Source organism: Algoriphagus sp. AK58, from assembly GCF_014324365.1.
GTDB lineage: Bacteria > Bacteroidota > Bacteroidia > Cytophagales > Cyclobacteriaceae > Algoriphagus.
In genome coordinates this window covers 63,748-76,888 of sequence record NZ_QEIG01000014.1, presented here as the reverse complement: position 1 = coordinate 76,888, position 13,141 = coordinate 63,748, and the positions used below count along the sequence as shown (strand labels likewise).

The 13,141-nt window shown below is 42.5% G+C and carries 11 protein-coding genes; 9 read left to right on the top strand and 2 right to left on the bottom strand.

The features are described from left to right. Nucleotides 1-254 precede the first annotated feature (254 nt). Both DDT91_RS13500 and DDT91_RS13495 read left to right on the top strand, forming a co-directional pair. A complete protein-coding gene (locus DDT91_RS13500) occupies nucleotides 255-836 on the top strand; it encodes an RNA polymerase sigma factor (RefSeq protein WP_187176723.1) in 582 nt (193 codons plus the stop codon). A gap of 190 nt (nucleotides 837-1,026) precedes the next feature. Then, nucleotides 1,027-1,458, top strand: coding sequence for a response regulator (locus DDT91_RS13495; protein ID WP_187176722.1), 432 nt, complete (start codon nucleotides 1,027-1,029; stop codon nucleotides 1,456-1,458). 79 nt (nucleotides 1,459-1,537) lie between these two features. On the opposite strand, the gene DDT91_RS13490 is transcribed toward DDT91_RS13495, so the two are convergent. Beyond that, nucleotides 1,538-3,868 (bottom strand): hypothetical protein, encoded by a 2,331-nt coding sequence (locus DDT91_RS13490; protein WP_187176721.1) that lies wholly within the window; start codon nucleotides 3,866-3,868, stop codon nucleotides 1,538-1,540. A gap of 155 nt (nucleotides 3,869-4,023) precedes the next feature. Then, nucleotides 4,024-4,884 carry a glucose-1-phosphate thymidylyltransferase RfbA gene (gene rfbA, locus DDT91_RS13485; protein WP_187176720.1) on the bottom strand — a complete coding sequence of 287 codons (861 nt, stop codon included), beginning with the start codon at nucleotides 4,882-4,884 and terminating at the stop codon, nucleotides 4,024-4,026. A gap of 64 nt (nucleotides 4,885-4,948) precedes the next feature. On the opposite strand from rfbA, the gene DDT91_RS13480 reads away from it, so the two are divergent. From DDT91_RS13480 to DDT91_RS13450, 7 genes are all read left to right on the top strand, one after another. Then, nucleotides 4,949-6,217: a glycosyltransferase gene (locus DDT91_RS13480; RefSeq protein ID WP_187176719.1), complete on the top strand. Its 1,269-nt coding sequence runs from the start codon at nucleotides 4,949-4,951 to the stop codon at nucleotides 6,215-6,217. 3 nt (nucleotides 6,218-6,220) lie between these two features. Further along, nucleotides 6,221-7,711, top strand: a complete 1,491-nt coding sequence (locus DDT91_RS13475; protein WP_187176718.1) for a glycoside hydrolase family 32 protein — start codon at nucleotides 6,221-6,223, stop codon at nucleotides 7,709-7,711. Nucleotides 7,712-7,773: 62 nt separating this feature from the next. After that, nucleotides 7,774-8,118 carry a hypothetical protein gene (locus tag DDT91_RS13470; protein ID WP_187176717.1) on the top strand — a complete coding sequence of 115 codons (345 nt, stop codon included), beginning with the start codon at nucleotides 7,774-7,776 and terminating at the stop codon, nucleotides 8,116-8,118. A 69-nt stretch (nucleotides 8,119-8,187) separates the two neighbouring features. Then, complete coding sequence (locus tag DDT91_RS13465) at nucleotides 8,188-8,670, top strand: hypothetical protein (RefSeq protein WP_187176716.1); 483 nt, start codon at nucleotides 8,188-8,190, stop codon at nucleotides 8,668-8,670. A gap of 57 nt (nucleotides 8,671-8,727) precedes the next feature. Continuing rightward, on the top strand, nucleotides 8,728-10,377 hold the full coding sequence (locus DDT91_RS13460; RefSeq protein ID WP_187176715.1) for a sodium:calcium symporter: 1,650 nt from the start codon (nucleotides 8,728-8,730) through the stop codon (nucleotides 10,375-10,377). 258 nt (nucleotides 10,378-10,635) lie between these two features. Further along, nucleotides 10,636-11,202 (top strand): NAD(P)H-dependent oxidoreductase, encoded by a 567-nt coding sequence (locus tag DDT91_RS13455; protein WP_187176714.1) that lies wholly within the window; start codon nucleotides 10,636-10,638, stop codon nucleotides 11,200-11,202. A 2-nt stretch (nucleotides 11,203-11,204) separates the two neighbouring features. Next, nucleotides 11,205-13,085 carry a monovalent cation:proton antiporter-2 (CPA2) family protein gene (locus DDT91_RS13450; protein WP_187176713.1) on the top strand — a complete coding sequence of 627 codons (1,881 nt, stop codon included), beginning with the start codon at nucleotides 11,205-11,207 and terminating at the stop codon, nucleotides 13,083-13,085. Nucleotides 13,086-13,141 lie beyond the last annotated feature (56 nt).

Sequence of the window (13,141 nt, the reverse complement as noted above, 5' to 3'; positions counted from 1 at the left end):
TTGATAATCAAGACCATGAAGACTTTTTGGAAAATAACATTGCTGCTCTGGGCCCTAACGGTGTGTCTTGGGCGTGAAGAGAAAAAATCTACCATTGAGAAAACTTCTGCCCAAGAAGAATTAGCTCAAAAAACCACACATTCATGTGATGCTCCAATCACATCTTTACCTCAGGGAATAACGTGATAAACCTATCAACCAATGTCCCTTTTTGAGAATGAAACCAACTTTTGAAAACTATCCAACTATCTATTATGAAAACCACATTGGTAAACCAAATTTTGGCCGAACCTCTTCGGCACCTCCCCATTGATCAATTGTTCTCTGGCTGCCTAGCCCAAAATCCACGCACACAGAGGGAACTATTTGACAGACTCTATCCCAAAATGCTGGGAATTTGTCTCCGGTATATCAAAGACAGCGCTGCTGCAGAGGATGTCCTGCTTGAAGCTTTTAGAAAAGTATTTTGTCGTATAGGGCAATTCAGGCAGAGCGGAAGTTTTGAAGGGTGGATCAGGAGAATCGTGGTCAATGAATGCCTCATGCACCTGGAAAAAGAATCCCAATGGAAAAAAGATTCGGATTTGGAACGGATAAATGCCGCTGCAAACCAAGCAGGACCAGAGGACTTTTTGTATTGGGAAGATTTGATCAATACCATGCAGCTTTTACCGGCAGGCTATCGAAAAGTTTTTGAGTTGTTTGTTTTGGAAGGATTAAGCCATGAAGAGATCGGTAAGCAACTCTGCATTTCGGAAAATACCTCTAAGTCACAACTGAGCAGGGCAAGAGTTCAATTACAGCGGCTGCTTCGTTTTCAGCACTTTGAGAATTAATATTTTCTTTATGGCTTTTTTTGTTGCTTTTAGAGGCCTATACTTATGGAATAGGCCTTTTTTATTCCAGCTTTTGCATGCAAAACCAATGGATTTATAAAAATTATTTCGCCAATTACAGTTCGTTGTATACTTATCCAATTTTTAATTGGAGAAATCCACTATTTTTGCATAAATATTTTGATCAAAAATGAGTCTATTTAAGATAAGCGAGATATTTTTTATTGATGATGATGCTATCGTCCGAATGGTTGGAAAAAAAATTCTGAAATCGATCGAGTTTACAAAGGAAGTCTCCCAATTTGAAAACGGAAAAGATGCAATTGAAGAAATCTTTTCCAGAATTCAGCAAAACAAGATAAAACTGACGTCTGAACCTATCCTGGTACTGCTGGATATCAATATGCCGATCATGGATGGATGGGATTTTCTCGACGAGTTTTGCAAACTTGAGAATTCCGTAAAGGAAAAGTTTTTAATCTCCATCATTACCAGTTCCATAGATACCTCTGATAAAGAAAAGGCTTTTTCCTATCCTGAGGTTTTGGACTACATTTCCAAGCCTTTATCGGGCAAGCATGTGACGGATTTTCTATCCCGGCATGGGCTGTATGAATCTTGAGGTACAGATCCTCTAGTCATTATGAATAAAAAGGCCTCTGCTTGATAAGCAGAGGCCTTTTTAGGATTTAAACTTTGGATTATTCCCAAGTAAAAATTTCTTCACCACCTATTTCTTCAAAAGCCATTCCTGAAGTCCTCAATAAATCTCTAAAATCTTTTTTGATGGCAATTCCATGGAGTCCGGTGAATGCAATTTTAACCTGTTGCATGACCAAAGAAGCCTGTGGCAAATGGTTCACCCTAACGGCGGCAGTTACTTGATTGGGAACCAAGCGCCCGGCATGAAGAATTTCAGCGTGCTGAATCATATTCTGGGTATTATTGGTGGAGTACAGGATCCCATCCCAGCTACCTGTAGTTTCATTGGTACCTTGAATCACAACCGGTCTCCCAGCCAAGCCTTCGATAGCCAAATAGCCCAAGGAACCATTCGCATTCTTCACCTCTATTTTACTGGCTGGTTGCATTTTGATAATGGCGCCAGCTTTGATTCTCAGGCCGGATTGTATGGTTAGATTTTTACCTAGCCCACGTATGACATAAGGCACTTGATTCAGAAACCCATTCCAAATGATTTCTCCAGTTGTCTTGATGAGTGGCTTGAATCCGTCCACAGCTACTTCCTGAATTGTATTGTCCTCCATCACCGTCAGATAATCCAAATATTCTACTAACTCGGCTCCTACTACAATTGGACGACCCAAATGGCTCTTAATCGCATTCTCTTTAAACTCAAGCCTAATCCCATCCACCCAAGCTTCAAATCCGTTTCCACGTCCTTGAGCCAAAAGCGAGCGAGTCATTTTTAGGTAAGCCCCATTTCCAAGCTTGACAGTGGAAGGCTCTTGCCCTTCTATGGGTTCGCTTCCCGCGTGACGGATTTCGGAGTATAGAATACTACTTGGATTGTTCTGGGAATTCTCGATATATATTCCTTTCCAAGATCCCATTTGCTTGGATGTGCTCTCGATTTTCACCGGACTGTTGGCCTCTCCGATTAATTTCAATGAAGCACCTCCGATGACACGGATAGACTTATTTTCAGCCATATTAACCTTGGTGCCTGAAGAAATAATCAAATTGGAGCCGTTGTATACTACCAAATCGGTCAAAACCTCGTACTCGGCATTGAAATTTGGCCAATGATTATCCAAGCCATTGAAAATCCGCCCATCTGTCACCTGAATAGGTCCATTTTGGATTTGATTTTCGAAAAACATGCTGGTGATTAATCTGGCGGGCATTTTCAGCGGTGCTATTTCATTGTCTCGTATCGTGTTGTCTTTAAATTCCACGATGTAGGACGAATCATCAAACCATATCCCAATTCCCAGATTATGCTGAATTTTGGAAAAATTTAAGAAGAGTTTGGTTTGCGGTCCCACCTTTAGCCCATAACCGAGATTTCCTGCATCTCTGATTTCTATTCCGCTGATGTATTCCATGGGATTTTGAGAAAGAAGTTGGATACCATCCCAATACCCTTTCTGTGCTTGCTTTCCCTGAAAAACAATAGTCTTGTTGCTGAAATCTAAGGTATAGGCTTTCAGCGATGCGGAGGGATCGATGATCAAGCCCGTACCTTCTTCAAATCCTATCCTTACGCCAGGTTCTATGGTTAGCTTGGCTCCACGAACGACAACGTCTTTAGTCACCAAGTAATCCAGCTTGTCAGGATCATTTAAAAATACATCTGTCAAAACCCTATCTGAGGTAATATCTGCTTGAATCAGGATAGGCTGATGTTCAGATCCAGAACCCTGCTCTACAGTAATTTTGATCAGGTCAAATGAAGTCTTGGTAGCAACTTTTACGGTGAGTTTGATCAAATATTCACCGATCGCATCCGGAATAAAAGAGGTAACTGCATCATCTGAAAACCGGATTTGGGACAGGCTGCCTTGAGGCTTTTGGATCATTTCCCAAACAAACTCCATGGCCCCTCCCAACTCATTTACGGAGCCCAAGGCACTTAATTGAACTTCTTGGGACAAGGATGCAAACCTATCCTCCCCTGCATTGGCAACCAATCGCGCTTCTGTGGCTTCTTTCACTCGTATAACTACCTGATCCGTAGCTTTCCAACTTTGATAAGTCACAATAAGCTCGAATACATAATCTCCTACTTTATTTGCCGAAAAGTTGACGGCGGCTTTGGTCAAGTTGGAAGTTGTCACCTCAGCTCCTTCGGGCTTTTGGATCAGTCTCCATTCATACGACATCGGCTGACCGGTAGAGTTCACCGATTGACTTGCGTCCAAAACAGTCTGAAAACCTTCCTCAACTTCTTGTTCTTCCCCTGCCTCGGCGGTTAAGGGATTAACGGGATCTTCTGTGGAGTCTTCACAGCCTGACCCCAAGAAGGAAAATAGGATCAGTGCAAACCCCAAAAATTTTACTTTTTTCATGATTTAGTTGGTTTAGTCTCAAGGGAAGTCTCCCTTATGCTCGACCAACAGATTGGAATTTGCAGAGATGGGTTGCATCAAAAAGTAAAGAATCATAGAAAAAAAAAGCCCATGGATCAGAAAATCCATGGGCTTCACTTGTACCTCAAAAATTCTTATTTAATCAGTCTCTTTAAATAAGCTCCATAACCACTTTTCCCAAGTCTTTCGGCTGCTTTTAGCAGTTCATCTTTGCCAATAAAGCCGTTTCGGTAGGCGATTTCCTCGATACAACCAATCTTTAAGCCTTGACGCTCCTCAATCACTTCCACAAACTGAGCGGCCTGAAGCAAGGACTGATGCGTTCCTGTATCCAACCAAGCCGTTCCCCTATTCAATATGGCTACCTGAAGCTTGCCCATCTTGAGGTATTCATTGTTTACATCCGTAATTTCCAATTCCCCTCTTGGACTGGGTTTAATATTTTTAGCTATCTCCACCACCTGATTATCATAAAAATACAAACCGGGAACCGCAAAATTTGACTTTGGGTTAACCGGTTTTTCTTCAATCGAAATCGCCTTTTGATGCTCATCAAATTCCACTACCCCATATCGCTCGGGATCATTTACATGGTAGGCAAAAACCACTCCACCATCCGGGTTTGTATTTTCCTGCAAGGTCTTGTGCAAGCCCGATCCATAAAAAATATTATCTCCCAAAACTAGAGCAACTTTGTCCTTACCAATGAAGCTTTCGCCAATGATAAAAGCCTGTGCCAACCCATCAGGACTTGGCTGAACGGCATATTCAAATCGGCAGCCCACCTGAGATCCATCTCCTAAAAGCTTCTGAAAGGCTGAGGAATCTTCCGGTGTAGTAATGATCAAAATCTCCCGAATCCCGGCCATCATCAAAACCGAAAGTGGATAATAAATCATCGGCTTGTCATAGACTGGCATCAGCTGCTTGCTGACTGCGATGGTAAGTGGGTATAACCTTGTACCGGACCCTCCGGCTAAAATGATTCCTTTCATATCTGTAAAAAGACGATAAAACGCTTGCAAAACTATTATCCTGAGTAGATTTAAAAAAACTTCTATGAAAATACTCCTGATTTCTATTGGAACGAGGGGTGATATCGAGCCTTTCTTAGCACAGGCAGAATTGCTTTCCAGCCATGGTCATGAGATCACCTGCTTGTTTCCGGAGCAGTTTAGGCTTCTAACCGAAGGTTTGGGATTTAACTTTAGAGGCTTGGATGAGCGATTTTTGGAGTTATTGGATTCCAGTTCCGGTAAGTCTATCATGGGTGGTGGAGGTGGTTTTATTAAAAAATCTCTAAGCTTTTTTCGATTGATAAGAGATTCATTCCAAATTCAAGGAAACCTGATTCGGCAACAAAAGGAAGCCATTGCAGAAATTCAACCAGACCAAGTCCTATTCCATTCGAAAGCGATCTATTGTACGCTACCAGCAATGGCTTCGCCCGAAAAATATGTGATGCTGACACCTGTTCCCTGTCTGGTCCATCCCAGTCCAGATTTCCCACACTTGGGACTTTCCAAATGGAAGCCTTTTTCTCCCAACTGGAATTTAAGGACCTATGATTGGATCAACGGGTTGAGGTATCTTTCTTTCCGAAAGTTTCTCAAACCTCACTTTTCTAATTTTCCAGGTGTCGATTTTTCCAATACATCCATCAAAGAATTTGAAATGTTTGGACTCAAAACGATTTATCAAATATCTCCTGTCTTATTTCCTAAGCCGGAAAACTGGCCTTGTAATGCCTACATAACTGGATTTTTGACAAGAAATCAAACGAAAGACTATATCCCTGAGTCTGAATTGACCGAATGGCTTGAGAAATTTCCCAAAGCGATTCTTTTGACTTTTGGATCCATGACCAATCCCAAGCCAAAAGAATACTCTAAAATTATCCTTGGACTTTTGGAAAAAATGGGAATCCCTACCTTGGTAAATTTGTCTTGGGGTGGGTTGGAAAAAATAGAGGGAACTTCCGAAAGAATATTTTACATAAATCAAATACCCTACGATTGGGTGCTTCCCAAACTTTACGGGATTATTCATCACGGAGGATCAGGCACTACTCACAGTGCTGCCAAATCAGGCGCAGTACAATTGATAGTACCTCATATCATGGATCAGTATTTTTGGAATCGGTTAATCCATCACAAAGGATTGGGGCCTTTGGGAACAAGCATTCATAATTTCAATCCTGCTAAATTTGAAGCAGCTTTAAAAGATTTTTGGTCAAATGAAGAATACAGGAAAAAAGCCTATTCCATTAGCCTTGAAATTCAAAAAGAGTATCCCGAACAAGTTATTTCACTGATTACTAATTCTTAAGATATGACAAAAGCATTATTGATCCTTTCCATATTCGTTTTCCTTTTATCCGCTTGTTCCAATCCAAAGGAAATTGCTTTTGAATCAAGTGGCCTAGAAACCTTTCGCCCAATTTATCATTTCACGCCCACTAAAGGTTGGATGAATGATCCTAATGGACTGATCTACATGGACGGAGAATATCATTTGTTTTTTCAGTATTACCCGGACAGTACTGTATGGGGGCCTATGCATTGGGGTCATGCAGTATCCAATGACTTGGTCAATTGGAAAGAGTTACCGATAGCCATCTATCCGGATAGCTTAGGTTACATTTTTTCGGGAAGTGCCGTAGTGGATTCGGAAAACTCCTCAGGGCTAGGCACTGCTGAAAATCCTCCTATGGTAGCCATCTACACCTATCACGACATGGCAGGTGAAAAATCCGGAGCGAAAGACTATCAAAAACAAGCTATAGCCTATTCACTTGACAAAGGCCGAACCTGGATCAAATACGACAAAAACCCAGTCTTGCCTAATCAGGGAATTAAAGACTTTAGGGATCCAAAAGTTTCTCAAATAACGCTGCCTGACGGAACCAAACTCTGGGTGATGACTTTGGCGGTATTGGACCGAATCCAGTTTTTTGGTTCTCCAAACCTGAAAGAATGGAGGCTGCTCAGCGAATTTGGACAGGGAATTGGAGCACATGGTGGAGTCTGGGAATGTCCGGATCTCTTGCCTTTCACTACTCCCGATGGGAAGCAGAAATGGGTTTTGCTGGTCAGTCTAAATCCCGGTGGTCCTCAAAATGGTTCAGCCACGCAATACTTTATCGGAGATTTTCAGAATGGAACCTTCACCCCGGATGACACCATGATCCGTTGGCTGGATTATGGACCGGACAATTATGCGGGAGTTACGTGGGCTAATCTGCCCAAAGAACAAAACCGAACCCTATTCATCGGATGGATGAGTAACTGGCTGTATGCCCAAGTGGTCCCCACCAAATCCTGGAGATCCGCCATGACTACTCCAAGGGAACTCAGCCTATTTGATGTGGATGGTACTTTATTGGTCAAATCTGCTCCAGCTAAAGAACTGCTGGCACTAAGGCAAGAGGAGATTTCAGTCTCCAAAAAGGAATCCAAGCTTCCCTCTGAAGCCATGGAGATCTTGGCAAAGGTTGAAAGTGATGAAAATTTCCAACTCAGGTTTTCCAATGAAATGGGTGAGGAAATCCTGATCTCAAAAGAAATGGGCTTGGTCACTATTGACAGAAGGCAGGCTGGCAGAGCGGACTTTCACCCTGACTTTGCTGCGGCGCATTCTGCTCCTATGAGTTGGAAGCCTAAAGACCTACGCATTTTTCTCGATGCTTCCTCTATCGAGGTATTTGTCAATGACGGTGAACTCGTAATGACTTCCCTGATTTTTCCTACATCACCCTGGAAAAAGCTGGAAGTTTTGAATGGCCTGGATGAAGTAAAAATCTATCCTCTAAAAAAACCTTAATCCATCCTAGAATTTATTGGAATCAATTCCGCTACATTTGGGGTTGATTTATGGTGACAACAATGAAAACACAGCGATTTGCTTTCTTTCTCAGTCTATGCTGGATGATTGGCATGGTGGCTGTGTTTTCATTTCCGCCAAAAATCATCATCGAGAGTGAAGGAAAGTCAAGTCAAACCTTTTTGAAAGAGGTCTCCGGACCAGACCTTCACCTTCGCACCACATTTGAAAACCTCAAAACACCCCCATTCGAAGTAGATTGGAGATTGAGTGCAAAGCTCAATTCAGAGTGGATTCCAGAGTTCTTTTCAACAAGTGTTGTTTATTTGGCTCCCTCTTTCTTTCAAAAGTCGAGAGCCCTTCTGGATATCAAACAATTTTTTATCAGATTTTTCTACTCCTGGTAGGTGAAACTCATTATTCCGGGGCTTTCCGCCCAAAATGAGTATTAAATCTTCACCTAAAATCCATCTATAATGATCTCTATCGATCCTGTGACAGCTGTTCTGTCATTGGTGCTGTTTAGTGCATTTGCAGCACCTTTTGTCTATCATTTCCAGAAAAATAAAAAGAAAGAAAACCTTCTTACACAAAACCTTAAGGAAGCGGCGAAAAATGCCGGAGCTAATCCTGACCAAATGGAAACTTGGAGACATCAATATGCCATTGGTCTGGATACCTCAAAAAAAGTGCTGGTATACCATCACGACGGCGAGGTAGCCACTTCATTTTGCATTCCACTTTCCGAAGTCAAAAAGGTAAGCGTTCTCAAAAAGACCAAGGAGGTCGGTGAATCAAAAAAATCAGTAATAGAGCATATTGGCCTGGAGGTACAATATGTTTCATCAACTAAAAAATCGATTCTCTTGGAAATTTTCAATGAGGACCTGTTCTCTGACTTGATTGGAGAATCTGTATTGGCTGAAAAATGGGCCGAAATCATTCGAAAACACCTATAACCAACCCTAAGGGCGGCCATTTCTGGGCCGTCCTTTTCTAATTTAATCGATGTTTTTATGAAAAAAGAGTCTTGGGGCTCGCGTACGGGGCTGATCTTAGCTATGGCAGGGAATGCAGTCGGTCTTGGAAATTTTCTAAGGTTTCCGGTTCAGGCCGTGCAAAACGGAGGAGGTGCCTTCATCCTGCCCTATCTGATTTGCTTCCTCTTGATGGGAATTCCTTTACTGTTCACCGAATGGAGTATCGGTAGATTCGGTGGGAAGTTGGGCAATCATAGTACCCCCTACATCCTCGATTCCATGAGCCAAAAGTGGTACTGGAAGTATATTGGAGTATTTGGGATCTTCACCAATATTGCCGTGGTGGCCTATTACACCTACATCGAATCCTGGACTTTCATGTATGTCATTCATAGTGTGATCGGTACTTTCACCGGACTTGGCAAAGAAGAAATCAGTCTTTTCTTTGATCACTATGTATTCTTAACTGGCTCAGATTTTGGAATTCCTCTTTTCCCCATGATCGTGTATATCCTAGTCTTGGGTGTCAATGTGTACATCCTGTCCACAGGCCTTGGAGGAATAGAAAAAGTAGCCAAGATCGGCATGCCTCTGCTTATTTTGTTTGGAGTTTTGCTGGCAGTTCGAGGCTGGACCATGGGAGACAGTTTTGCTTCTGAGGCTTTTCCAGATGCCGATGCTTGGGATGGGATCAATTTTCTATGGACCCCACAATATAGCTCCCTGGCAGATCCAAAAGTTTGGTTAGCTGCTGCCGGACAGATTTTTTTCACCCTTTCCGTGGGCATGGGATCGATCCAATGTTATGCCTCCTACCTTAAAGAAAATGAAGACATCGCGCTCAATTCAGTCACGGCAGGATTTACCAATGAACTGGTGGAAGTGGTATTGGGAAGTGCCATTGTGATACCGATTGCTGCAGGATTCTTGGGATTGGATTGGGTATTGGAAAATGCCGGATTTGGAATGGCATTTCAGACTATGCCCTATTTGTTTCAACAATGGGGACCATTGATAGGAGCCTTTGCGGGAGTGTGTTGGTTTGGACTGCTGTTTTTCGCTGGGATCACCTCTTCTTTGGCCATGGGCACTCCTTGGATGGGTTTTATGAAAGATGAATTTGGTTGGGGCAAAGTAAAAGGCGCTGTCTCATTTGGCTTGATAGCCTTAGCCATGGGAATTCCTACGGTCCTCTTTTACCAATATGGATACTTTGACGAGTATGATTATTGGGCAGGAACGGTAAGTTTGGTGGTTTTTGCTTTCCTTGAAACAATCTTGTTTACCTGGATCTTCGGAATGAACAAAGGCTGGGAAGAACTTAATCGTGGAGCGGATATCCGAATTCCATCTGCCTACAAATGGATCATGAAGTACGTCACACCGGTTTTGCTTTTCTTGGTCCTGCTTGGCGCCTTGGTTACACCCCAGGGAAATGACTGGAATGCGGCTCTTTCCAGCTTGTTTTCAGGACAAGGATGGAGCTTGGATGCAAGTTCGCTGATTGCCAAACTAACCTTTGCTGACCTGGATGCTCAGCTTGTTGCTGATCCAAATCAGCAGGAGTTTTTGGAGAAGAAAAAATGGTTTTCGGGACTGGCCCGTACCCAATTGGCCCTTCTTTTCTTGGTAATTATGGGAATCGTCTGGTACTCTTCACTCAACCGTAAAAAATCACAGCTATGAATACTTCTGCCCTCCTGCTTTCTCTAGTGACTCAAGGACTTATCATTGGAGTGACTCTTTACTGCTTCTACCTAGTCTTGAAAAAACCGAGTTCGGAAGAAAAATAAATCGATCAAAGCCCCACGCAATCAACACGATGTGGGGCTTTATTTTTTGTTGAGTTGTATTTTTCGGGTTTGAGGGAATGGATTTGATTTCAGATTTTCTAATTTGATTTCTGAGAAATCGAATTGTCCTATTTCTTCCTAAAAGCCATTTATGCGAAAAATCCTCATCCTTTTTGCTCATCCCAAATTTGAACAATCGGATGTCAATCAAGCTCTCATCAATAGCATCAGCCACCTGGATCATGTCCACATCAGGGATTTGTATGATTTATATCCAGATTTTGACATTAATGTTCAGGCAGAACAGGAGATACTTTTTGAGTATGAAGTGGTCATCTGGCACCACCCCATCTATTGGTACTCCTGCCCTCCTCTACTCAAACAATGGATGGATCTGGTACTAGAGTTCGGATGGGCTTATGGACCGGGAGGAGTCTTCCTAAGAAATAAATACGTAATGAATGTGGTCACTTCAGGAGGATCCAAAGAAGTTTATGCTGCTGAAGGAAGAAACCGCTACACGATGGAGGAATTTCTCAGACCTTTTGAAGCCACTGCTTACCTGTGTCATATGCGGTATATGCCTCCTTTTCATGTGGGAGGAACCCATCGAATCACCAAAGAGGAACTTGAAGGAAAAGCCAAGGTCTACCAAGAATTGATTTTGAGTCTAAGAGATTCCCCTAGTATTGATTTTCCCTACATTCAAAAACCTTGATTATGGAAGGATTTTTTTCCCAAGCTATCATTTATATCCTTGCAGCAATAATTTGTGTTTCAATTGCTAAAAAACTGGGAATGAGCTCCGTATTGGGGTACTTGTTTGCCGGAATTCTGATAGGACCTTATGTTTTGAAATTCATTTCCAACGAGACCGAAGGACAGGACATCATGCACGGAACCGAGTTTGGAGTGGTGATGATGCTGTTTTTGATTGGCTTGGAACTGGAGCCCAAAAACCTATGGCGTATGCGGGATCTGATCCTGAAGGTGGGTCTCGCGCAGGTGTTATTGACCTCATTGGCTTTTTTCCTCATTGGCTTGGGATTGGGCGTTTCTTGGAATATTTCCCTGACTGCTGCCCTTTCCATATCGCTTTCTTCTACAGCCATTGTGCTTCAATCCCTGAAAGAAAAAAACCAGATGGACAGTGTGGAGGGCAAAATGTCCTTTGGAGTTCTTTTACTTCAGGACATTGCAGTGATCCCAATATTGGCGATTCTGCCTCTTTTGGCAGTCAATGCACCCGAAATGCTTGAAAGAAATGAACATGGTGGATTCTTTGATGAGTATCCCGGTTGGATACAGACCTTTGCCATATTCGCATCCATAGGACTGGTCATTTTGATGGGCAAATATGGATTTGGTCCTCTTTTGAAGTTGGTAGTAAAAACCCACCTCAGAGAATTATTCGTTGCCACAGCCTTATTAATCGTGGTAGGCATCGCGTATTTGATGATTTTGGTCGGATTGAGTCCGGCTTTGGGCGCTTTCTTGGCGGGAGTTGTTTTGGCCAACTCTCCCTATAAACATGCCTTGGAAAGTGATCTTGATCCCTTCAAAGGCATCTTGTTAGGCCTGTTTTTCATTGCTGTAGGTTCAACAATAAATTTCTCTCTCATCTTTTCTGAACCCATAAAAATTTTCGGGCTTACCCTTGGTGTCATGTTGGTCAAAGCCTTGGTCCTCTTGGGAATAGGGAAATACCGGAAACTCAGTATGCCGGAAAATCTGAATTTCGCTTTTGGCCTTGCCCAAGCCAGTGAATTCTCTTTTGTAACCTACTCTTTTGCCTTTCAGCTCATGATTTTGGATCGGTCTGGAGCTGACACCTTAATGGCAGTCACTGCACTCAGCATGGGATTGAGCCCTGTGTTGATGTTGATTTTGGACAAAACCATTATTCAGAAGGAAGGCATGAAGGAAAATAAAAAGTCAGGTGACTCTGATGTCGTCAACGAAAAAAATCAGGTCATTCTTCTTGGCTTTGGAAATTTCGGATCTACCGTTGGAAGATTTCTACGAGCAAATGGAATCGAAGCGACCATCATGGATTCTGACCCCGATCAGGTAGATTTTTTGAGACAGATGGGATTCAAAGTTTACTTTGGAGATGGAACAAGGCTGGATTTACTTCATGCAGCAGGAGCAGATCACGCCAAAATTCTGATTTCCGCAATAGACAGCACCGAGCATAGTATCAAAATCGTCAAACTATGCAGAGAACATTTTCCACATTTGGAAGTAATGATCCGAGCCAGAAACCGATTTGATGCTTATGAGCTCATGGATGTAGGTGTTGAAAATATTTATCGCGAACACCTTGACACCTCTATTCGAATGGGTGAAGACGCCCTGAGAAAATTGGGATTCCGTGCTCATACCGTACATCGTCTCGGAAAACAATTCAGGGATTACGATGAGGAAGCCCTGAAGGTATTGGTCCAATTTAAAAACAACCGTAAAGAGTACATTTCCAAGGTTAGGAAGCAGATTGAAATGCAAGAATCCCTTCTCTCCGGAGAACTGAGCAGGAAATTTTCACTTAATGACCACGCTTGGGACAGCGAGCAGATGAAAGATTCCGACTCCAGAAAATAATTTTGAAAATAATTAGACTTTTTAAACACTGTTTAATTACTTTTGACCGTTTAAAA